Source organism: Vibrio sp. S17_S38 (assembly GCF_014694375.1).
GTDB lineage: Bacteria > Pseudomonadota > Gammaproteobacteria > Enterobacterales > Vibrionaceae > Vibrio.
This window is the reverse complement of record NZ_JAAUWW010000015.1, coordinates 1-23,969: the sequence shown is the minus strand read 5'-3', so window position 1 is coordinate 23,969 and position 23,969 is coordinate 1. Positions and strand designations below refer to the sequence as shown.

Sequence of the window (23,969 nt, the reverse complement as noted above, 5' to 3'; positions counted from 1 at the left end):
ATTCACTGGATTTTAACTAACACCAAATGTCACTGATGGGAGTTTCTGGTGAGAAGTGATAATGAATTTGGGCCTGTAGCAACTCGGCAGTTGCAATAGCATCGACTAATGCATGGTGAGGTTGATAAGCTGGTAAGTTATAACGAGTACGACTGGTTCCTAATCGTACGGATTCTGCTTTTTTCCGTCGTAGTTTATTCCACCAGCCACTTACAGCTTGGTTTTGAATTATGGATTCGATTTCGAGTGTGTCCACCATTGGAAATAAAATCCCTTCACCAAGCCGCTCTTTTAATGCTCTATCAAAAAATCGACGTTCAATATTACGATAGTGTACAACCACAATTTTACCCGCTAACGAATCTAAAACTTCCTCCAATATCCGCTTTAAATCAGGAGCATCAGATAGATCGCTATGTGTAATACCATGGATGATGACAGAATCTTCATTCATTGGTTTGCGCGGTTTAACGAGCCAATGTTTACTTTGGTTGCAATAGATCCGTTGTAGCGTAAAGGGAATAAGACCGATACTAATAATCCCATCTTTATCATAATCAAGACCGGTGGTTTCAAAATCTAATGCCACAAATTCAACCGCGCTTAATGGAGTTTCAGGGTCAATGACTCCAGTTTGATAAAACGTTTGTAAACGATGATCTTTGACTTCTTTAGCTTGTCTACTAAAGAAAACATTCCAATCAAAATCCTCTTCAGAGTGTGTATTATTCATAGTCATTACTCTTATCGCATACGGCGGATAGTGTTTGGTTGGCTCTTAGTTGGCGGTGGCGTATTTTTAAATGAATTACCGTGATAATGGTACTTTAAGAAATTCTGAGCATTACTTAAAATCTGAAAAGCATCCTTTAAATTTCGACGCTCAAAATCAGACATGTTATCCGGTTCAATATTGTTGTCAGGTTCTATTTCATTTTCAACATCAAATGCTTGGTGGCGGATCCTGACCATAGAAATATATTCCATTGCATCATGCAGATCCTGACCGCGGCCTTTTGGTAAAATACCGGCTTCAATAATGTCATCTAAGCGATCAAATGAGTTTTGTGAGCGAGAACCGACAGCGAGGGCATGCACACGAACTAAATCAGCTAATGGTGCAGTTCCACGACGTTTTAAATTAATCGAGTTGTTATGACGGCCATCTTTTTCCATCACAAAGCTTTTAAAAAATCCAAGCGGCGGGGTTCTATTATTTGCATTACGGGCAAGACAAGCCAAAAATTTATTACTGTTACGAGCGCGACGGACAATAAAACCATTTAAGTTTTCAGCCCATTTTATACGTCCGTGAACACCATCTAAATCAAAGAATATTGAGCTATTTAATAGAGCTTTAGGGTTCGGGTTATCTATCCAGTCTGCAAAGCACTCTTCCCATTCATCCCGTGTCATACGCCACATGGGATTGGTTGCCATAATATCGCCAGTGCATAATTCATAGCCACAACGAGCTAATCCTTGGCAAACAAATTCAGCAAGTTGAGCAAAGTATTCACCATGTTTCTTTTCATCATAGCTATTATCTAGAATGATGGCGTTATCTTGATCTGTCACGATAAGTTGTTCATCACGAGCCATTGAGCCTAGTGCTAGCAAGCAGTATGGGATAGGGGGAGCGCCTAAATGTTCTTCGGCTAACTCTGCAATGCGCTGCTTAAAACTGCGGCCAATTACAGCCATTGCGCTGCCCACCATATGTGAATTGGCATCTTCATGTACCATGCGAACAAAGCAATCTTTTACTTGTTCAGAAATAGTGACTAAATCATCAATGTTTTGTTGGTGGAAAATTTGGTTGACGAGTAATAGACTATTTTGGGACTCGTAACGAATAATATCAGCTACTTCGATAATACCGATTGGCTGCTTATTTTTAAGAATAGGTAAATGGTGAACGTTGCAGCGTAACATTGCTAGCATAGCTTCATAAATATAAGCGTTATGATCTAACGATATTAGCTCTGGTGACATTACCTCGCTAACGGCGGTACTGGGATCTAATCCTTCGGCTAAAACTCGAGTACATAAATCTCGATCGGTAATAATGCCTACCACTTGGCTTTCATTATTTTCATCAATACGAATGGTTTCATCAATCACTAACAAGGCTGATATATGTTCATCAGCCATCAATTTTGCAGCACGTTGAATCGATTCTTGTTTATCAAGAGAAAATGCTTCTCGAGTGATTAAGGTTTTTACTTTTGATGTAGTGAGATCGTTGGAGTTTTTGTTGTCAGAATTTGCTTGGCGTAAACGTGCGTTGTTCTCAACTTCTACAAAATCCGCAAAACTATCCTCGCTTTCATATAACTCGTTAAATATTTCTACAGGAATACAATACAGCAGTGAGTCTACAGTGGCCGTAGCCGGTAAACGAACTTTACCATTCATTAATAACCCCATTTGACCAAAGATATCACCTTGGTCTAAGCGGTTATAAAGTTCACCTTTACGACGATAAATCTCGATAACGCCAGATCTGACCATGTACAAATCTTTTATATGATCGCCAAATTTAATAATGGGCGTATTTTCTCGGTAATAAGAGATTTCGGTGTTTTGAGCGACATAAGCTAGCTTGTCTTCTGGCAAACTGTCAAAGGGAGGGTATTGAGCAATAAAGTTTTGAATTTCGTGTAATTCTGCTTCCATGATGTCCACAACTACTAATGGGAGATAGGTTAACTATAGGCAATCAAAGTCTGGATCTAAAGCATTATTATTGTTTTTAGTAGGGTTTTTGGGCTTGCTGAGGTTTTTAGAGCTCTTATGTAAAAAATGCGCACTTTTTAAATAAAATCGAGAACGTTATCAGCAACGTTCTCGTTCTTAGGTTAGCCATTGGTGGTTAGCTACGACGCCATGTATGGTATTTTTCTAACCAGTTTAATATAGTTTGAGGTGCGTGATTTCGTTTCCATTCACCCGCTGCGTATTTGTTACCTTCTGCCCATGTAGGATATGCATGGATAGTTCCAAGTATTTTATTTAAGCCAAGCCCATGCTTCATCGCTAATACGAATTCAGCTATTAAATCACCGGCTTGTTGACCAACAATCGTGACGCCTAGAATCGTATCCTTTCCCTTTGGTGTGATGACTTTAATAAACCCTTTAGTCGCACTTTCAGCAATGGCGCGGTCTAATTCTTCAAAATCGAAACGAGTCACTTCATAATCAATTCCTTGCTGCTGCGCTTCGGTTTCATTTAAACCAACACGGGCAACTTCTGGGTCAATAAAGGTTGTCCAAGGGATGACTCGATAATCGACTTTGAATTTTTTAAAGCTACCGAATAAAGCATTAACGGCAGCAAACCAAGCTTGGTGTGCCGCGACATGGGTAAATTGATAAGGACCAACAATGTCACCTGCGGCAAAAATATTAGGATAAAGTGTTTCTAAATAGTCATTAGTTTGTACGGTGCGATTGGTTTCGATACCGAGTGTTTCTAATCCGTAACCTTCAAGGCGTGCCGAGCGTCCTACCGCGCAAAGTAGTTGTTCAAATTCGATTTCAACTTCTTTACCATTATGTTCAACCACGATTATTTTTTTATTCCCCTGTAATTCACAGCGTAGGGCTTTGTGGTTGGTTAAAATATTTACGCCACTTTCGGTTAATTCGGTATGGGCAAATTCAGAGACTTCCAAATCTTCTCGCAGCATGATTCTTTCCGCCATTTCAATTTGGATGACTTTAGATCCTAGACGAGCAAAGCTTTGAGCAAGCTCACATCCAATAGGCCCACCACCTAAAACGACAAGGCGCTTTGGTGGAACCTCTAAATGCATAAATGTTTCCCACAACGTATCGCTTGTGACATAACCAACATCATCTAAACCGGGAAGTGATGGAATAAATGGACGAGCGCCTGTTGCAATAACAATGCTGCGAGTAGTTAAGCGCTCGGTGGAACCATCGTGAGCTTTGATTTCAACCGTCCACGGGTCAATAATGGTGGCATAACCTGTTTTCACCTCTACACCTAAGTTGGTATAGCGCTCAATGCTATCGTGAGGCTCGACTTGTGCCACCACATCATGGACACGCTGCATCACTTTTTTAAACGAAAAGGTAGGATCTTGGCTGTCTAATCCATAATTTTCAGCATGACGAAATTGATGAGCAACTTTGGCGCTTTTAATGATCGCTTTACTCGGAACACAGCCATAGTTTAAGCAGTCGCCGCCCATTTTATGAGTTTCAATTAACGTAACTTTAGCGCGTACGGTGGCGGCGATGTAGCTGCTGACTAAACCTGCTGCGCCAGCACCAATGACGATCATATTGCGATCAAACGTTTTTGGTTTGGTCCATTTAGCATAAACACGCTGTTTATTAATCGATGAAATAAGCGCCTTTGCTATTAAAGGAAATAGGCCGAGCAAAGCAAAAGATAAGATTAAATTGAAAGATAAAATACCCTTTAAGCTATCTAGTTGAGCTAATTGAGTGCCAGCATTAACAAAAACTACAGTACCGGCAAACATACCTATTTGGCTGACAAGGTAGAAGGTCAGTGTTTTTATTTTGGTGAGCCCCATTAATAAGTTAATTAAAAAGAAGGGGAATACCGGCACGAGGCGAAGAGTGAATAGGTAGAAAGCGCCATCTTTCTCAATACCGGCATTAATGGATTTTAAACGCTTTGAAAATTTCTTTTCAATCGTATCTCTTAGAATATACCTAGATACTAAAAATGCTAATGTTGCTCCTATTGTGGAAGCAAAGGAAACGATGAAAAGTCCTGTAGCTAATCCAAATAAGCCACCGGCCGCCAAAGTCAAAATTGCAGCACCTGGTAAAGATAATGCAGTGACGGCAATGTAGATAAGAAAAAAGACAGTCGCAACAAGAAAGGGGGAAGTGCGTTGCCAATGAGAAAATTCATCCATGCGAGATTTAATGCCTTCCAGCGTTAAAACATGGTGAAGATCGAAAGTGAAAAATAAAGTTATTAAGAGGAATATTCCAATGAGTACTATTAGTTTTTTAAGCATGTTTATTCCATTTATGGTATTTCAGCTAAAATTCCAGATTTAAATAACTAAAATAAATAAGAGTTAACGATAAGAAAGAATTTTTCACGTATAACTTTCACACTAATTGATTTATTTTGCCTCTACGCATAAGACATAATCGGTATTTTTAGATGATTCTTATCTTATTAATAAAAAAGGCCAGCACATGCTGACCTTTCAAAAGTAGAGATAATTTAAGTGCCTACAAAACAGCAGCAATACCTTTACATAATGGACCCATGTTATTTTTGGTCATGCCAGCAACACTGATGCGGCCTGAGCCTACGATATAAATCGCAAATTCATCTTTTAAGCGATTAACTTGTTCTTTACTTAAACCTGAGAAAGAGAACATGCCGTTTTGAGCTTCGATAAAGCTAAAGTCTTGCGTGACACCTTCATTTTTCAACGTTTGGACGAATAAAGTGCGCATTTCTTGAATACGGTCGCGCATTTCAGTTACTTCTTGCTCCCATTCATTACGAAGGGCTTCATTATTCAAGATGTAAGTGACGACGGCTGCACCGTGCGCTGGTGGATTTGAATAAATTGAACGAATGATTTTTTTCACTTGAGAAAACGCAGTTGCTGCAATGTCACTATCTTTTGCAACTAAAGTGAATGCGCCTACACGCTCATTGTATAAACCAAAGTTTTTAGAGAATGAGCTCGCAACTAAAATTTCCTCACAGTATTGTGCAAAAATACGCAAACCTGCTGCATCTTCTTCAACACCTTTAGAAAAGCCTTGATAAGCGAAATCAAATAATGGAAGCAGGGCTTTATCCGCACAAAGTTCCGCCAACTGTTCCCATTCAGTAGCCGTTGGATCAATACCAGTTGGATTGTGACAACAGCCGTGTAAAAGAACAACATCACCTGCTTGTGCCGCTTCAAGGCTGGTTAGCATTGCAGCGAAATCTTTATCATGAGTTTCTGCGTTGTAATAATTGTATTGCGCAGTTTCAACACCAGCGGCAGTAAATACACCAACGTGGTTTGCCCATGTTGGGTTTGAAATCCAAATTTTACCTGTATTTAATTCACGTTTAATGAATTCACCTGCGACACGAAGCGCTCCGGTACCACCAGGCGCTTGAGCTGTTTTAGCGCGCTTTTCTGTAACTATTTTTGATTCAGAACCAAATAATAGCTTTTGAACCGCCGACCCATATTCAGCAGTACCTTCAATGGTTAAGTACGATTTGGTTTTTTCGGATTCTAATAACGCTGCTTCTGCTTTTTTTACGGTAGCAAGAACAGGGGTTTGGCCTTCTTCGTTTTTGTAAATGCCTACACCTAAGTTGATTTTGGTTGAACGAGAATCACTTTTAAATTCTTCAGTTAAACCAAGTATCGGGTCAGCAGGTGCAGCAGGTACTTTTTCAAACATAAATCCATCCATGTAATTTGAGTAATTAATCCAATTATTTATACCGTTATACGCTTACGGATACAACTGGAAATCCATACATTATATTAATTAAGTTATTCATAAAGACCGTTTTTTCTTAGAATTTAAATGAAAGCGATTAAGTTTTAATATTAGGTTTGTTCTAAGGCAATGTTTATCAGGAAAAAATCCTCTTTATCGATATTTTGAGGAGTATAATTTAGCCTTATAAGGGGGCTTTATGTTTACTATATTACTTAAATGGTGGGGAGTACGGTGTATTTACATTAGCTGTCATTGGCGATGTGGTTGGGCAATATTTATTCACACTCTATAATGTCAGCGTACTTTATTTCCTGCGGTGACTTGTTTGATGCTTGCCAGTACCTACAGAGGTCATCGGCTACTATCTAAATAACGTGAAGTGAACAATATCTCCCCTTTAAATTGTATACAATTTTAACCTGGTTCCTATATACTACTTGTTACTCATGTTTAACATTATTGGCCATATGACTAACAAGAACGCATTCGGTACAGATCGAAATAAAACTATGTTATTGGTGATTGGGGTTATGCTGATTGCTGCCAATTTACGTGCACCGGTAACGGGTATTGCACCTATGATTGAATTGATTTCTCATTCTTTTCAATTATCTTCGATGCAAGCTGGAATGCTAACCACATTACCTCTTATCGCTTTTGCTCTATTTGCTCCGCCATCCTCTTACTTAGCGAAAAAATTCGGTTTGGAATATACCGTTTTCTTAGCTTTGGTATTAATCGCGGCAGGATTATTGTTTCGTTCTTTAGGGAGTGTGAGCGCGCTATTCATGGGGACGGCACTCATTGGAGTTGGGGTAAGTATTGGTAATGTGTTGCTGCCTATAGTTGTGAAACGTGATTTCCCAATGAAGGTGGCAATCATGACTTCTAGCTATGTATTGGCAATGGGAATAGCATCAGGAGCCGCCTCTGCATTTTCAATTCCATTAGCGAACGATTACCAACTAGGTTGGCAGGGATCGTTAGCAGCACTTTCGATTTTAACTTTTATCGCTATGATTTTCTGGCTGCCGCAATTACGTAATAACAGTAAACCTACGGAAGTTAGTACTTCTAGTTCTACAACTAATTTGTGGACAAAACGGTTGGCTTGGCAGGTTTCATTTTATCTAGGTTTAGGTTCTTATTTTACCTATACCATGATCGCATGGTTGCCAAGTCTATTGATCCAGTCAGGCTTTAGTGCTGAAGAAGCTGGGGGGATCCATGGCATATTTCAAATTGGAACTGCGTTACCTGGGATTTTTATTATCCCTTTAGTCGCTCGCTTGAATGATCAACGTTTGCCCGCTTTTGGTATTTGCATTATTGCGGGTATCTGTTCTGTTGGCTTGTTGTATTTGCCTGAGTTTGCTTATATTTGGTCCTTTCTATTAGGCTTAACTTCTGGCGCTTGGTTTATCTTAGGTCTTTCTTTTATTAGTTTTAGAACAAGTAGTGCATTACAAGCCACGACACTTTCAGGAATGGCGCAATTTGTTGGCTACTCACTTGCAGCTGTAGGGCCTATGCTGGCGGGTTACTTACATGGGCTTCATAATGGATGGCAAGAAGTGATGACCATGATTGTGATTGTTTGTGTTATAGCAGCATCATTAGGGTTATTCGCTGGTCGTAGAATTACAGTTGATTAATATCTTTAGGAAACGCTAAATATATAAGGTCATATTAGACTAGCCACATAATAAAGAAGCCTGCTCAATGAAAATTGAGCAGGCTTCTGTGTTTTTTACGCTAAAACGCTAAATCAGATACTATTTCTAAATTAGAAGTTTGCGCTGCGTGGTGTACGTGGGAATGGAATAACGTCACGAACGTTGCCCATGCCAGTCACGTAAGACACTAAGCGTTCAAACCCAAGACCAAAACCTGCGTGAGGTACCGTGCCGTAACGACGTAGATCGCGATACCAAGACATATGTTCAGGGTCAATGCCCATCTCAATCATACGCGCATCAAGTACATCTAAACGCTCTTCACGTTGAGCGCCACCGATGATTTCACCGATACCCGGAGCAAGTACATCCATTGCTGCAACAGTTTTACCATCGTCATTTTGACGCATGTAGAATGCTTTAATGTCTTTCGGGTAGTTTTTCACAATCACTGGTGCTTTGAAGTGCTCTTCTGCAAGGAAGCGCTCATGTTCAGAAGACATGTCGATTCCCCATTCAACATCAAATTCAAACTTACGGCCTGAATCTTTCAGAATTTGAATTGCATCAGTATAGTCAACTTGTGCAAAATCAGATTTTACGAATTGCTCAAGACGAGTAATTGCTTCTTTATCAATGCGAGAAGCAAAGAACTCAAGATCGTCACGTCGTTCTTCTAGCACTGCTGCAAATACGTATTTCAACATGTCTTCGGCTAATTTAGCTGCATCATCAAGATCGGCAAATGCGATTTCTGGCTCAACCATCCAAAATTCTGCAAGGTGGCGACTGGTATTTGAGTTTTCTGCGCGGAAAGTAGGGCCGAATGTATACACTTTGCTTAGTGCACAAGCATAAGCTTCTGCGTTAAGTTGACCAGATACCGTTAGGAATGTTTCTTTACCGAAAAAGTCTTCATTGTAATCAACGTTACCTTTGTCATCTAAAGGAAGGTTGTTATGATCTAATGTTGATACTCGGAACATTTCACCAGCGCCTTCAGCATCGGATGCGGTAATTAATGGCGCTGAAACCCAGAAATATCCTTGTTCATGATAGAAGCGGTGAATAGCTTGAGATAAACAGTTACGAACGCGAGCGACTGCGCCAATAACGTTAGTACGAGGACGAAGGTGCGCCACTTCACGTAAATATTCAATAGAGTGACGAGTTTTTGCCATTGGGTAAGTATCAGCGTCTTCAACCCAACCAACGACTTTTACTGCGATAGCAGCAAGTTCACAATCTTGACCTTTTGCAGGCGATTCAACAATAGTGCCTGTGACTTCAACAGAGCAGCCCGTTGTCAGTTTTAGTACTTCATCCTGATAATTATTTAACTCATTTGGAACTACGGCCTGAATTGGGTCAAAACAAGAGCCGTCATAAATGGCAAGGAAAGAGATTCCAGCTTTTGAATCACGACGTGAACGGATCCAACCGCGAACAGTGACTTCACTGCCTACTGCTAATTTTCCGCTTAAAACGTCTGTTACAGGCGCGTAAGTCATTTTTTTCTCCATTAAAACACCGCTCTTTGATAATCTGAGGGTGCGAACTGTCTTAAATTTGTACGATACAAAATCGTATCACAAGTACCTGACATATTACCTGTCATCTTTTTCGCTTCAACCTTTTATTGTTCGTTTCTCTGCATTTTTAATGGGTTGAATATGATTTATTGTATTGCTTAGCGAAATTATCGATTTCTCTCGGAGAAAGTGCCAGTGACACAGGTTACTATGCGACAATGAATAAGAAATATCTTGGATAGAAAGAAGAGGTAAATGTGAAATATCGACTAACCTATTCAGCAATAATAATGGCTGCTCTAATGAGTGGTTGTTCAACCATTGGAGGCGATCAAGTATCGATTGGCTCTTCTGATGAAATCAATCAAAAAATAACCTTACAACAAGATCCATTGACGAAGAGCCAAGATTTACAAACCGCATCATATTGGGCTAAATGTGATGGCAAGTTTGATGGTGTAGGTTACCGTTACCGTACATCGGTTTATAGTAATGCTCATCAGCAAACCCAACTTTATATTCGGTTAAAGTCATCGCAAGGAGCTTACGGGATAAATAAAGCGTTTGATGAAACTGGAAATAGTTACCCTGTGACGGTTTATTCCCCTGAGAGTAAATCTGATTCCGTCGTGTATGAATACTTTGCATTAGATTTTTCATCTGAACAGTTGAAGGCCGCTACCAAAGATCCATTAACACTACAATTGGTGGGAGATAAGAATAAATGCAAAATCGTTGTTGAAAAGCCAGTTAGCCGAGTGTTTAGTTTGAATCTAGATGCTTTACTTAAGCAAGTGTCATCATTAGAAAAGAATAATTAACAAACTGAAATAGGTATAAAATTATGACAATAAAAAGAGTTAACCCATGCGCCCGTTGGTCTGATGTGACGGTTTATAATGGTATAGCGCATTTCGTAGAAGTTGCTGATTCAGATTCTAGCGCTGATATTCGTGGCCAGGCGCAGCAAATATTTACACAAGCAGAAGAAATGCTCGCCAGTGTTGGGAGTAACTCTTCTCGCGTGTTGTCATGCACCATTTATATTACCGATTTTTCAAACTTTGATGCATTTAATGAAGAATGGGAAGCGTGGTTTCCTGAAGGATGCGCACCAAGCCGGGCTTGTGTAAAAGCTGAACTTGCCAATCCTGAACTGTTAGTCGAAATTGCTTTTGTCGCGGCAGCGGGAGAATAAAAGGTTTTCAAATGCTCAAATAAAAGAAAGGCGTACTAAATGAAAGTACGCCTTTTTGTTCTTTTAATCGATGCTTTTTAGGGCTGAGTAAAAATGGTTAAGACCCTAACTCAACAATCAACAAATCACTTTAACTGCTAATCCACCTTGTGATGTTTCACGATATTTTGCATTCATATCTTTGCCTGTCTCTAGCATGGTTTCGATAACTTTATCTAAAGAGACGCGTGGCTCTGATGAACGACGCATTGCCATGCGAGTTGAGTTAATTGCTTTAACTGCGGCAATACCATTGCGCTCAATACATGGCACTTGAACTTGACCAGCAACCGGGTCGCAGGTTAGTCCAAGATTATGTTCCATGCCAATTTCCGCTGCCATACAGACTTGTTCTGGGCTGCCACCAAGTAATTCCGCAAGACCTGCTGCCGCCATAGAACAAGCGACACCAACTTCACCTTGGCATCCTACTTCTGCTCCAGAAATAGAAGCATTTTGTTTGTATAAGCCACCAATTGCGCCAGAAGCGGCAAAGTATCGAATGTAATCTTTTTCTGTAACCGTTTGAATAAACTTATCATAATAAGCTAAAACAGCGGGAATAATGCCACATGCACCATTAGTTGGCGCGGTAACGACACGTCCACCAGCGGCATTTTCTTCATTTACAGCAAAGGCATACATGTTGACCCAGTCAATTACCGCCATTGGATCGGTTGAAGTATTCGATGAGGTTAATAGCAGTTGGCGCAGGGCAGGTGCACGACGAGGCACACGCAATGGACCAGGAAGAATTCCTTCGGTGCTCATGCCTTTTTCCATGCAATCACGCATCGTTTTCCATATATTAGCGAAATAGGTACGCACATCATCATTGGAGTGCTGAGCATTTTCGTTCTTCATCACTAATGTACTAATGGATAAACCATGCTCTTTACATAATGCAAGAAGTTCAGTAGCCGTGTTAAATTCATATGGCGCTTTAATGGCATCTTCTACTTTTTTACCAAAACTTTCTTCATCAACAATGAAACCACCGCCAATAGAATAGTAAGTTTTGGAGTAGGCGACGTCATCATCAATCCATGCATGTAAGGTCATACCATTTTCATGCAATGAAAGGTTTGTTTTTTGGAAGTTCATTCCACCATTTTTTGGAAAATCAACCGTGTGGCAATGCATGCCCACGGGTAAACGTTCTGTTTCCTCTACTCGAGCAATAAAGCTCGGAATAGCGTCAATATCTACATGTTCTGGCGTGTTACCTGCCAGACCCATAATGATAGCAATATCAGTATGGTGACCTTTCCCTGTCAGTGATAATGAACCGTAAACATCGACAGTAATTTTTGTAATATCACGCAACTTACCTTGACCACGAAGATCATCAATAAATTGTTTACCGGCTTTCATTGGACCAACAGTATGAGAACTTGAAGGGCCAACGCCAATTTTGTAGATATCAAAAACACTTACCATGTTATTACCTCGAAGTAAGCCCCTTAAAATTAAGAGGCTTTGGTTTTCTTATGTCGTTTTGGTGCTTTTATATTAATGACAATTTAGCTTTAAATTAGGCCATTAAAAAAAGCTGTAGAGTACAGAAGTGATAGCAGCAATACCACAAGTTGCTGTAAAGATTTGTGCAACATTTGATGTCTTGAATTTTGCCATCGCTGGAACTTTACGCATCGCATAAATAGGAAGAAGGAATAGGATGGCAGCGATCATAGGTGCGCCCATTGATTCAATCATACCTAAAATGCTTGGGTTGATAATTGAAATGATCCAAGTGGTGACTACGATAAAAATAAGTGACAGCTTATTACACTTATTGTCATTCATTTTTGAACGAGATTTTACTAGCCCAACAAGACCTTCGTGCGCACCTAGGAAATGACCAAAGTAACTTGAAGTAATCGCCGCAAACGCAACAATTGGTCCTAAGTAAGAAATCATTGGAGAGGAGTGAATGTTGGCTAAGTAAGAAAGCACGCTAATGTTTTGAGCTTGTGCTTCACCAAGTTGTGCTGGGGTTAAAGAAAGCACTACAGAAAATACGAAGAACATAACGAATGCCATCAGCATGGTTGCAGCGCCGCCAGTGATCATATCGGTTTTCTTGGCTGCATTATCACCATATACACGGCGTTGTTCTTTTGTGAATTGGCTGATGATTGGGCTATGGTTAAAAGAGAACACAATGATAGGGATCGCAAGCCAAATAATTTTAGGCATTGCCACCCAATCAGGGCTAACTTCTGCCATTGAAGTGTTCCACTCAGGAATAAGGAAGATAGAAAGCGCAAGTAAGATGAATACTAATGGGTAAACCATAGCAGACGTTACTTTAAGCATGAGATCTTTTCCAAAGATCACGCCGCAAGTCATTAATGAAATCAAAGCGCCAGAAAGTAACCAACGAGGAATCGATTCAATACCAATTTGGTTTACTAAGAATGAGTCAACAGTATTAGTGATACCAACACCATAGATAAGAACGATAGGGTAAATGGCAAAGAAGTAAGCAAAAGTAATGATGGTGGCACCGGTTTTACCAAAATGCTCTTCTACAACGTCAGTAATATCGGCGTCGGGGTTTTTCGATGAAAGTACAAAACGAGCTAAACCTTTGTGTGCTAGCCAGATCATAGGCATTGCAATTAGGGCTAAAATCACTAATGGCCAAAAACCACCCGCACCCGCTTTAATTGGTAAAAATAGAACACCAGCACCGACGGCAGTACCGAAAAGTGATAGCACCCAAGAAAAATCTTTATAGGTCCATTTACTTGTAGCGGAAATGCTTTCGCTCGCTGTGTTTACAGTGTTTGTTTGCATGGTATAAATTCTCTTAATTGTGGGAACAGGAAGAATTGCGGTGGATTATGCGTGTTTAAAGGGCAAAAAACACGATCCATATCAATTAAATTTAGATAGAGAATTTGAAGTGCGCAGATCTTGCGTTGTATCACATAATGAAGATGGTTCGGATTAGATTTTCTAATTTAACGATAACTTGTAGTTATTAGGACCTATAGATTATTTTAAGTTATAAAATAAGGTTAGGTTTTTATTTGTAGTTGTTTTTGGAGAGCTTGGATTATTTGAGCTGTCACTCCCCAAATAAAGTGCTTTTGATAGCTCACAGAGTAGATTTGATGGCCTATTCCTCTAATCATCATATTGGTAGTATGTAAATTTCGAGGGTTAAATAAGTAGCTTGCAGGTACTTCAAAGATAGAATCTACTTCATTAGGGTCTAGAATACATTGAGGGTTGTTGTTAATCAGAGCGACAAATGGGGTGATTTCAAATTGGCTAATTGTGATCAGTTCAGGTAGTTGACCAAGCAGTTTAATTTGCTCAGATAATAGGCCTATCTCTTCTTCTGTTTCCCTTAAAGCTGTATCAGCAAGTGAATGATCACTCAGCTCATACTTTCCTCCGGGAAAACTGACTTCACCAGCGTGGTGCTTTAAGTGAGAGGCTCGCTTAGTAAACAAAACATGTATTCCGTTAGGTCTATCGATACAAGGAATAAGGATGGCTGCTTTTCTAAGAGGGCGTTGTTTTAAATGAGCGACACGCAGTAAACTTTCGGCTTGATATTGGCTAGGAGCAATTAAAGAAAATTGTCGTATGAGTTCATCTCTTTTCATGCCCTTTATTTTCCTTAAATACGATTGTTCATATAGTTTAATATCGAGTATAGACTCGTTTTTTAACAGTCTGACAATATAGGTAAAATTCTGCTGACTTTATCAAGAGTTTCTTGGTATTCAGCTTCCATTTCGCTATCTGCAACAATACCACCGCCAGCCCAAGAGTATAGGTTCCCCTGATGAGCCAGTAATGTGCGTATGGTTATGTTGCTGTCCATATTGCCACAGCGACTAATATAGCCAATGCTGCCACAATAAAGGTTTCTTCGATGTGGTTCTAGCTCTTCAATAATCTGCATTGCTCGAATTTTAGGTGCACCAGTAATAGAACCACCAGGGAAACAAGCCCTCAATAATGTAGAGGCTGATTGCTTCGAATCAAGCTCTGCTCGTATGGTACTGACTAGATGATGCACCGCAGGAAAGCTTTCGATTTCAAATAAAAGAGGAACGGTTACGGTACCGGGCTTTGCTACTCGACCAATATCATTACGTAGTAAATCAACAATCATTAAGTTTTCAGCTTGATCTTTTTCAGCATTTTTTAGCTGATGCGCAAGTTCTGTATCTTCTTGTGGATCAGAGCTGCGAGGGCGAGTGCCTTTAATCGGCTTCGTTTCAATGTTTAGTTTGGATGAATCATTGTTGAGTAACAAAAATCTTTCTGGTGAAATGCTCATCACTGCAAGCTCATTAGTTCTAATGAAAGCAGAAAAAGGCGCATGGTTACTATTTTCAAGTTTTTGGTAGGCTTGCCATTCACTACCTTGGTAGCTGGCCATAAATCGTTGTGCAAGATTGATCTGGTAACAATCACCAGAATGTAAGTATTCTTGAATGGTGGCGAACTTTTCAGAGTATTCCGATTTAGTCATATTGGAAGACCAAGCGGAGGTGAGTTTGAATTCGTCATTGGTCTTTTTTTGTTGTTCACCCAACCATTGCTGATGTTTGTCTAAGTTCTGCCCAACAAAATAAGCACGTTTTAATTGATGATCTATGATTAACGCCCACTCATAGATCCCAATCGCCATATCGGCCGTTGGAATATCTTCAGCGGCAGTGCTAGGAATGGTTTCAATACGTCTCCCCAGATCATAGCTAAAATAACCCAATGCACCGCCAATGAAAGGGATGTTATCAATAGGAGATAATGGGGGTAATAATTTAGCTTGATAGTGCTCTAACAGTTCAAATGGATCTTGGTTTAGCTCGTGTGTGGTTACGTTATTTTCTGTATAGAGTGTTACTTGGGTACGTTCGTCTTTCGTTATTAAAGTCGCGATAGGGTTGGCGACTAAAATATCGTAACGATTGTTTGGATGTCCTTCGGCAGCAGAGCGTAACAACATTGCCCAAGGTAGGTGCTGCAGACGTGAAAAATAGGTCAAACTTAAATCTGACGAATAATTGAGCATTTCTATGTTAACTGAATGTGACAACGTAGCTTTCATGGTTTTTATTTGATTTTTCATTACGTAAATTGTGACAAGGATTCAATCGTTGCATGGTATCTAGCGAGTAGCAAGAGTATCATAAAACCGCACAAAGCAATCGAGTTACAAGAACAGTAACCTAATAATCTAAAAAGAATTTAATCACCACTTGTTAATTGAATTAGATAGATGAATGAAAATGGACGCGTAAGTACTATGTCGTCCGATTATTCAAGTATTTTCAGGTGAAGAATCATTATTACTGAGGCAATTATGACCGTTATCCGTAAGCAAGATGTGATCAGCAGCGTTGCTGATGCCCTCCAATATATCTCTTATTATCATCCTCTGGATTTTATTCAAGCGCTCGAAAAAGCGTATAACAAAGAAGAAAGCCAAGCGGCGAAAGATGCTATTGCTCAGATATTAATTAATTCACGCATGTCAGCCGAAGGGCACCGCCCAATTTGTCAAGATACTGGGATTGTGACGTGTTTTGTTAATATCGGGATGGAAGTATCGTGGGATGAAACCGATATGACGGTACAACAAATGGTTGATGAAGGCATTCGTCAAGCTTATACCAATCCTGATAATCCGTTGAGAGCATCCATATTGTCAGATCCTGCAGGTAAACGAATTAATACTAAAGATAATACGCCGGGTGTTGTGCATATTAATATGGTTCCTGGTAATAAAGTCGATATTCAAATTGCAGCAAAAGGCGGGGGCTCAGAAAATAAAACCAAAATGGTGATGTTAAACCCATCGGATGATATTGCTGAATGGGTTGAAAAAACTTTGCCATTAATGGGAGCAGGTTGGTGTCCTCCGGGCATGCTAGGAATAGGTATTGGCGGCACGGCAGAAAAAGCAGCAGTGTTGGCAAAAGAATCTTTAATGGAGCACATTGATATTGCCGAGCTGATAGAACGCGGCCCTGAAACCACAGAAGAAAAATTGCGTGTTGATATTTTTAACCGTGTGAACAAGCTTGGTATTGGTGCACAAGGCCTTGGCGGTTTAACTACTGTTGTGGATGTGAAAATTAAAACCGCGCCTACTCACGCAGCGTCTAAACCTGTGTGCTTAATTCCAAACTGCGCAGCGACACGCCATGTTCATTTTACTTTAGATGGCTCTGGTCCTGCTCAATTAGATCCACCAAAACTAGAAGATTGGCCAAAAATCACTTGGGAAGCCGGCGAGAATACTCGTCGAGTAAACTTAGATGAAGTGACCAAAGAAGATGTCCAAGAATGGAAAACAGGTGAAACGGTTTTATTGTCGGGTAAAATTCTAACTGGACGAGATGCTGCTCATAAACGTATTCAGAGTTTATTAGAAAGCGGTGAAGGCTTACCTGAAGGACTAGATTTTAAAGGTAAATTTATTTATTACGTTGGCCCTGTTGACGCTGTTGGTGATGAAGTTGTCGGTCCAGCAGGACCAACAACATCCACACGTATGGATCAATTTACCGACATGATGCTAGAAGAAACCGGCATTATGGGAATGATTGGTAAGGCTGAGCGTGGCGCGGCAACCGTTGAGTCGATTAAAAATAATAAATCGGTTTATCTCATGGCAGTCGGCGGCGCAGCGTATTTGGTGGCGAAAGCGATTAAAAAAGCACGTGTTGTGGCGTTTGAAGAATTAGGTATGGAAGCTATTTACGAATTTGAAGTAAAAGATATGCCCGTTACGGTTGCGGTTGATTCTACAGGGGCAAATGCCCACCAAATCGGACCTGATACCTGGAAGGTAAAAATAGCTGAAATGGAAAAATAACCTGACTAATCAAAGGAAATTGATTATAGTTTGGTTATTGAACATATACTTAACTTACACATACGTAATTGACATAAGTATTTACGGCTGAATATTTAGGAGATGACATGCCACGTTTTGTACGGATATTACAAATTCTTATCGCGATAGTGGTTGGTGGTTATACGATTTTTGAACTCATTCGCTTTGGGATCTCTATTTTCAGTGAACCTTTAGGTACGTTTGTTACCATGACCATTGTTCTAGCTTTGTTCTTAGAGTTAGCGTTGTTCGTAATTTATAAAATGATACAAGAAGATTAATTCTCTTTATTCATCCTATGTTACAAAGGCTCGCATGAATTTATGCGAGCCTTTTTTATTTATAAATTCGTCAGTGGTATTATGTGTGTCTTACCTTATCGTATGGTTGGAGTAGTTAATGAAGTTAAAGCAAGAAGTGAATGATCTCGTAAAGCGTAGCCTTGACCGCCACTTACGTTTGGCTGTGACGGGCTTATCTCGAGCAGGAAAAACAGCGTTTATTACTTCATTAGTGAACCAGTTACTTCATAGTTCAACCCAAGATAATTTGCCTCTGTTTGAAGCTAGCCGTAATAAACAATTACTTGGTGCAAAGCGTATTCCTCAAACCAACTTAATGGTTCCAAGGTTTGATTATGATTTAGCGATAGAGCAACTAAATTCAACGCCACCAAAATGGCCGGAGCCAACTCGCGATGTCAGCGAAATTCGCTTAGCTATTCGGTTTAAACCTAAAAAAGGGGCACGTCGTTTACTTAAATCAACTTCTACTTTGTATTTAGATATTGTGGATTATCCGGGGGAATGGCTATTGGATCTTCCTTTGCTGGATATGACTTTTGAGCAATGGTCTAACGAGCAATTAAAACATCTGACTTCTGATGGTACGTCTAGCGTGCGTGCCGCACTAGCTAAAGAGTGGCTAGTTAAATTAAACCACTTTGACTTATATGCGAGTGCGAATGAAAACCGTGTTGCTGAGTTGGCAAGATCTTACACTCTATATTTACACGAATGTAAAAAGGCAGGATTACACTGGGTGCAACCTGGGCGGTTCGTTTTACCTGGTGAGTTGGAAGGGGCGCCAGTGTTACAGTTTTTTCCTGTGATGATAGAGGTTGATACGGATGGGAAGTCACTAAAAGACATTAATAAAAATTCGTCGTATGCCATGCTGCGTTCACGTTTTAATGAATACAAAAAGAAAATTGTCAAAGCCTTTTATCAAGAGCATTTTGCCAGTTTTGATCGACAAATAGTGCTGGTGGATTGTTTACAACCTCTCAATGCCGGACATGATTCTTTTAATGATATGAGTGGGGCGATCACTCAACTTTTACAAAGCTTTAAGTATGGACGTAACTCTATTCTTAAACGTTTATTTTCAGCCAAAATTGACAAGGTGCTTTTTGTTGCCACTAAAGCTGATCATGTTACTCCGGATCAACATGGCAATATGGTATCGCTATTGCAACAGCTGGTGAATGAAGCGTGGCAACATGTGTCCTATGAAGGCATTGATATGGAATGCATGAGTTTATCGTCTATTCAAGCCACGATGCCTGGTTATGCCAGTGCTGGAGATACAACCTTACAAGCGATTAAAGGCACTACGCTGGATGAAGAAACATTGACTCTTTATCCCGGTGAAGTACCGGCAAAATTACCCAATGCACAATATTGGCAACAACATGGCTTTGATTTTCATCAGTTCCGACCTTTAAAAATCCCACAAGGTCAGTCATTGCCACACATTCGAGTGGATAAAGCGATGCAGTTTTTATTAGGAGATAAATTACGATGAGTGATTATAAATCGAGGAAGGTATTTTCTAGTGATAAATTTGATTCTTATGATGGTGAGTTAGATCCTAACGCTTCAACAATAGATAGCGAATCAATAGCCGTTACTCAACCAACAAAATCGACTCCCAAGCCAACGAAAACCTTATTAAGAGGGCAGCAAGAATTACAAAAAATTGTTAACGAAGTAGAAGGTGCTGAGAATTTAACGGCTAAAGTGAATTTTACTGAACAGACTCAATTTACGCCTATGACACTTTCAGAGCAATCTGCCATCGTTCAAGGACAAGCTTTAGAGGCTCAAATGGTGGAAGTTATCCACCCAAAAGGTAAACGTCCTTTATTGTGGTCGATTGGTTGTCTTTCGTTTGCAGGTTTATTGGGTTGGCAGTGTGTTAATAACATTGTAACGGCTTATCAAACCAATAATTGGCTATCGTTGGGTTGGTCTGCCCTTATTGCAGGGGCTGCATCTTTTGGTGTTGTGGTCATTGGCAGAGAATTATGGAAGCTACGCCGCCTGCGTAATCAATTGAGTAACCAAGAAAAAGCCATGGATATTATTTATGCGAACTCGGTTAATTCATCAAAAATAAACACTAAGCAAGCAAGCTATGGTAAAGCTTATCCTTTTTGTGAGTTGATTGCTAAAGATGCTGGAATAACACTTGAGAATGTTGGTTATGATCGTTGGAAAAAATCAGTCACGGCTAATCATAATGATGCAGATGTGATCGAGCTATACGATTCTATGGTGGTCAGCCTTCAAGACCAACAAGCGAAAAAACTTGTCGCTAATTATTCATGCGAAGCCGCAGTATTAGTTGCAATTAGTCCACTCGCCATTGCTGATATGGTCTTAATTGCTTGGCGTAACTTTAAGCTGATTAATGAATTAGGTAAGGTGTATGGTGTTGAGCTTGGTTACTTTTCACGTTTACGATTAGTGAAACTTGTCTTTATTAATATGGCGGCAGCAGGAGCAAGTGAATTAGTGGTAGATGCGAGTATGCATGCACTGTCGATTGATATTGCAGGTAAGCTTTCAGCGCGAGCAGCACAAGGAATTGGTGTTGGTTTATTAACGGCAAGATTAGGCATTAAGGCTATGGCATTATTGCGTCCTTTACCTTGGCAAAAAGATAAAGCGGTACACTTAAGTGAAATTCGTAAACAGATCGTTCTTCGGGTTATTGGTAAGAAGACTTAACCAAATAGGGGTTTTGCGCCCATTTCAGCGAAAAGTCGAATGTAAGCCGACAGCCCTTTATTTATAAGGGCTGACGGAAATGGCCTATTTTCTAATATCCTTCTTAAACCACCTGTTCTACCTGTAAGGCTCAACTAAAATTGGAGATTGTTTTAGGCTGTTTTCTGTAATTTATGCTCATATTGCACTGGTGATATATTCCCCGATCTTAAATGTTTCCTTTTTTGGTTATAGAACGGTTCGATATAATCAACAATGTCACTTATGGCTTGGTGCCGAGTGTCATAACGCCGATAATTAACTCGCTCAGATTTTAAACTTCTAAAAAATCGTTCTGTGACTGCATTATCTAAGCAATTTCCTGCACGGCTCATACTTCCTTCAATACCATTTTCCTTTAGTGACCCTTGAAAAGAATAACTAGTATATTGACAACCTTGATCTGAATGAAAAATGACATTACCTTTAATTTTTCGCTTTTGGACTGCAAGACGTAGGGCTCTGGTCGTTAGCTCACTATTAGGTTTATCAGAAAAAGCCCAGCTAAGTTCGAAAAGTGAACTTAAATAATTCTAGTGTTCTGATAGCAAAGCAAATGCATCAAAACCAGTTATTATCTGTAGACTCTATTTGTGAGTCTCTTTCGCTTTCTTGCGCTACCTTCTATCGATATTTATCTCTCTGAGACCGGCTATTTTGGTTTTCATTTTTTGGATAGAGAGTTCGTTCTTTGTAGAAAATAAAGTACAAACCAAGCCGATCAGTTGCTTTAAGTCCCCATATAGATAAACACAATGTTTGATTGAAAATAACATAATATTTCCATGCATAGTATATGGATATATGTTATATATCCATATACTATGCGTTGATATATAAAGAAATTATGAAAAAAACAATATTACTTACAGGTTTATTCAGTATTCCAGTACTGGCTGCGCCGGAATCCCCTCAGATTTTTGTTGGCGTAAAGGGTGGGTATCAATGGGCCCTAGACGACAATTACAATCATTCAAATCCAGAGGGAATAATTTTAGGTCTCTATGGCGGGTTACAGTTTACTCCCTCCTGGAGTTGGGATTTAGGCTATCAATATCACGATGAACTAAAGGCGGACGCCACATCGGTTAATGTTAAAACTTGGTTGATTGAAAGTGCTCTGCGTTACGATTGGTACCTACAAGATGACCTGAGTTTGTACGGTCGAATTGGTGCTGCTTATTGGGACATGGAAAAAACACAACTGTCTTCAAGTAAGAGCGATGCAACAGGTTTTTCTCCTCTTGGTGAGGTGGGGATTAACTATCACTTTAATCCTAACGTCCGATTATCAATGGGCTATCAATACATTGACAGTATTGGTAAGTCAAACACGGGTAAGTATGATAGCCATGGATTGTTGGTCAGTCTAACCTATACGTTTGGCAGCACAACTCAACCAGCGTTAGTCGAAACAGCACCGACGTCTATTATTGAAGATACTCCCGTTAAAGAGACAGCCACTGCAAAAGCACCGCCTCAAATACAGGCATTTTCACCAAAAACTACAGATGGATTGTTTGGTTTTGATTCAGTCGAACCTAGCCAAGAGTTTACTGACCAATTAACTGAGACCTCTTCAGTATTAAATTCTTACCCACAAGCTCAGGCCGTGGTTGTTGGACACACTGACTCAACAGGCTCAGCACTCTACAATCAAAACCTATCTGAGCATCGTGCTCAAGCGGTCGTGAATAAACTGATTGAATTGGGTGCCGCACAGGCACAACTTAAGTGGAGAGGTGAAGGTGAGTCTCAACCTGTTGCAGATAACAATACTGCAGAAGGACGAGCTGAAAATCGCCGAGTTGAGATCACCATCCCTAGCTTCCAGTTTCAAGAATAGGTTGTATTACGATGAATCAATATTTTAAAGTCTTATTTTTAATAGTGGTTTTTCCACTACTAACGTTATTAACCGGTTGTAATTCAGAGGGCGCTTTCTCCGGCTCGGAATCAACGGTAAAATTAGAGCGTATAGATATCACCGCTTCACCGATCACAACGAAAGGTGTGAGTCAACTGACGCTTGCAGTAGGTAACGATCAGCCCTTTGAAGCGGTTGGTCACTATTCTGATGGCTCATCTAGCACATTGACGGATTTAACCGTGAGTGATTGGCACACAAGCGACTCTGAAGTAGGGCGCTTTGATGAGCCAGGCGTATTTACTGCGACTAACGAAGGTTATACCACAGTAATGGCCACGAAGGATGGTGTCACCAGTAACACGGTGAGCGTGGATGTTTCAGCAGCGGTCATCACATCAATTCAAGTGACGCCTTCACCGGTGAAGGTTGCGAAAGGTCAGACTCAACAGTTAACCGCAACAGCGACGTACAGTGATGCAACATCGTCTGACATTTCTAGCTCAGTGACGTGGGAGCCAGCTAATTCGACGACGGTTACTGTGTCATCAACCGGTTTACTCTTGGGTGATGAGGTTGGTAGCACAACGTTAACGGCTTCGAAAGATGGCATCACCAGTAATACGGTGGATGTGAATGTGTCGGTAGCGGTCATTATTACATCGATTCAAGTAACGCCTTCTCCGGTGAAGGTTGCGAAAGGTCAGACTCAGCAGTTAATTGCAACAGCGACGTTCAGTGATACGACGTCCTCTGACATCTCTAGCTCAGTGACGTGGACACCTATCGATACGGCTACGGCTACCGTGTCATCAACGGGTTTATTGTCTGCGGTTGAGGTGGGTAATACGACCCTCACGGCCACGAAGGATGGAGTGACCAGTAATACGGTGGATGTGAATGTGTCGGCAGCAGTCATTACTGCGATTCAAGTGACGCCTTCACCTGTGAATATTGCGAAAGGTCAGACTCAGCAGTTAACTGCAACAGCGACGTTCAGTGATACGACGTCCTCTGACATCTCTAGCTCAGTGACGTGGACACCTATCGATACGGCTACGGCTACCGTGTCATCAACCGGTTCACTCTCGGGTGATGGAGTTGGTAGCACAACGTTAACGGCTTCGAAAGATGGCATCACCAGTAATACGGTGGATGTGAATGTGTCGGCAGCGGTCATTACATCGATTCAAGTGACGCCTTCACCGGTCAACGTAGTAAAAGGTCAGACTCAGCAGTTAA

The 23,969-nt window shown here is 40.4% G+C and carries 18 protein-coding genes and 1 pseudogene; 9 read left to right on the top strand and 10 right to left on the bottom strand.

Features of this window, described 5'->3' with window-relative positions:
- Nucleotides 1-16: 16 nt before the first annotated feature.
- The 4 genes from HC725_RS12165 to HC725_RS12150 form a co-directional block, all read right to left on the bottom strand.
- Nucleotides 17-733 (bottom strand): 3'-5' exonuclease, encoded by a 717-nt coding sequence (locus tag HC725_RS12165; RefSeq protein WP_190332094.1) that lies wholly within the window; start codon nucleotides 731-733, stop codon nucleotides 17-19.
- 11 nt (nucleotides 734-744) lie between these two features.
- A complete protein-coding gene (locus tag HC725_RS12160) occupies nucleotides 745-2,679 on the bottom strand; it encodes a DUF294 nucleotidyltransferase-like domain-containing protein (protein WP_190332093.1) in 1,935 nt (644 codons plus the stop codon).
- A 196-nt stretch (nucleotides 2,680-2,875) separates the two neighbouring features.
- Entirely contained in the window at nucleotides 2,876-5,029 is a 2,154-nt protein-coding gene (locus HC725_RS12155) for an FAD-dependent oxidoreductase (protein WP_190332092.1), read from the bottom strand.
- 223 nt (nucleotides 5,030-5,252) lie between these two features.
- The gene (locus HC725_RS12150) at nucleotides 5,253-6,443 is read right to left on the bottom strand and encodes an amino acid aminotransferase (RefSeq protein ID WP_190332091.1); all 1,191 of its coding nucleotides are present in this window, start codon (nucleotides 6,441-6,443) and stop codon (nucleotides 5,253-5,255) included.
- A 512-nt stretch (nucleotides 6,444-6,955) separates the two neighbouring features.
- Here HC725_RS12150 and HC725_RS12145 point away from each other — a divergent pair.
- Nucleotides 6,956-8,143, top strand: a complete 1,188-nt coding sequence (locus HC725_RS12145) for an MFS transporter (protein WP_190332090.1) — start codon at nucleotides 6,956-6,958, stop codon at nucleotides 8,141-8,143.
- 131 nt (nucleotides 8,144-8,274) lie between these two features.
- Here HC725_RS12145 and asnS read toward each other — a convergent pair whose 3' ends face one another.
- A complete protein-coding gene (gene asnS, locus HC725_RS12140; protein WP_190332089.1) occupies nucleotides 8,275-9,675 on the bottom strand; it encodes an asparagine--tRNA ligase in 1,401 nt (466 codons plus the stop codon).
- A gap of 278 nt (nucleotides 9,676-9,953) precedes the next feature.
- Between asnS and HC725_RS12135 the strand changes: the two genes are divergently transcribed.
- Nucleotides 9,954-10,517 carry a hypothetical protein gene (locus HC725_RS12135; RefSeq protein WP_190332088.1) on the top strand — a complete coding sequence of 188 codons (564 nt, stop codon included), beginning with the start codon at nucleotides 9,954-9,956 and terminating at the stop codon, nucleotides 10,515-10,517.
- Nucleotides 10,518-10,540: 23 nt separating this feature from the next.
- Entirely contained in the window at nucleotides 10,541-10,894 is a 354-nt protein-coding gene (locus HC725_RS12130; RefSeq protein WP_190332087.1) for a RidA family protein, read from the top strand.
- A 117-nt stretch (nucleotides 10,895-11,011) separates the two neighbouring features.
- Here the strand turns inward: HC725_RS12130 and HC725_RS12125 are convergent, their stop codons facing one another.
- From HC725_RS12125 to pabB, 4 genes are all read right to left on the bottom strand, one after another.
- Nucleotides 11,012-12,373: an L-serine ammonia-lyase gene (locus HC725_RS12125; protein ID WP_190332086.1), complete on the bottom strand. Its 1,362-nt coding sequence runs from the start codon at nucleotides 12,371-12,373 to the stop codon at nucleotides 11,012-11,014.
- 102 nt (nucleotides 12,374-12,475) lie between these two features.
- Nucleotides 12,476-13,735 (bottom strand): aromatic amino acid transport family protein, encoded by a 1,260-nt coding sequence (locus tag HC725_RS12120; protein WP_190332085.1) that lies wholly within the window; start codon nucleotides 13,733-13,735, stop codon nucleotides 12,476-12,478.
- A gap of 224 nt (nucleotides 13,736-13,959) precedes the next feature.
- Nucleotides 13,960-14,565, bottom strand: a complete 606-nt coding sequence (locus tag HC725_RS12115; protein ID WP_190332159.1) for a CoA pyrophosphatase — start codon at nucleotides 14,563-14,565, stop codon at nucleotides 13,960-13,962.
- 53 nt (nucleotides 14,566-14,618) lie between these two features.
- Nucleotides 14,619-16,013: an aminodeoxychorismate synthase component 1 gene (gene pabB / locus HC725_RS12110; RefSeq protein WP_238928497.1), complete on the bottom strand. Its 1,395-nt coding sequence runs from the start codon at nucleotides 16,011-16,013 to the stop codon at nucleotides 14,619-14,621.
- Nucleotides 16,014-16,268: 255 nt separating this feature from the next.
- On the opposite strand from pabB, the gene HC725_RS12105 reads away from it, so the two are divergent.
- The 4 genes from HC725_RS12105 (at nucleotide 16,269) to HC725_RS12090 (ending at nucleotide 20,821) form a co-directional block, all read left to right on the top strand.
- Nucleotides 16,269-17,786: a fumarate hydratase gene (locus tag HC725_RS12105; protein ID WP_190332083.1), complete on the top strand. Its 1,518-nt coding sequence runs from the start codon at nucleotides 16,269-16,271 to the stop codon at nucleotides 17,784-17,786.
- A gap of 107 nt (nucleotides 17,787-17,893) precedes the next feature.
- Nucleotides 17,894-18,088 (top strand): hypothetical protein, encoded by a 195-nt coding sequence (locus tag HC725_RS12100; RefSeq protein ID WP_190332082.1) that lies wholly within the window; start codon nucleotides 17,894-17,896, stop codon nucleotides 18,086-18,088.
- 118 nt (nucleotides 18,089-18,206) lie between these two features.
- Nucleotides 18,207-19,613 (top strand): YcjX family protein, encoded by a 1,407-nt coding sequence (locus tag HC725_RS12095; protein ID WP_190332081.1) that lies wholly within the window; start codon nucleotides 18,207-18,209, stop codon nucleotides 19,611-19,613.
- Nucleotides 19,610-20,821: a YcjF family protein gene (locus HC725_RS12090; protein WP_190332080.1), complete on the top strand. Its 1,212-nt coding sequence runs from the start codon at nucleotides 19,610-19,612 to the stop codon at nucleotides 20,819-20,821. The genes HC725_RS12095 and HC725_RS12090 overlap by 4 nt, the downstream gene beginning before the upstream one ends.
- A 152-nt stretch (nucleotides 20,822-20,973) precedes the next feature.
- Here the strand turns inward: HC725_RS12090 and HC725_RS16925 are convergent.
- Nucleotides 20,974-21,357 (bottom strand): annotated as a pseudogene (locus HC725_RS16925) (IS3 family transposase); the annotation flags it as partial.
- Nucleotides 21,358-21,707: 350 nt separating this feature from the next.
- Here HC725_RS16925 and HC725_RS12080 point away from each other — a divergent pair.
- Both HC725_RS12080 and HC725_RS12075 read left to right on the top strand, forming a co-directional pair.
- On the top strand, nucleotides 21,708-22,706 hold the full coding sequence (locus HC725_RS12080; protein WP_190332079.1) for an OmpA family protein: 999 nt from the start codon (nucleotides 21,708-21,710) through the stop codon (nucleotides 22,704-22,706).
- 11 nt (nucleotides 22,707-22,717) lie between these two features.
- A partial coding sequence (locus HC725_RS12075; protein ID WP_190332078.1) for an Ig-like domain-containing protein occupies nucleotides 22,718-23,969 on the top strand: 1,252 nt, incomplete at its 3' end.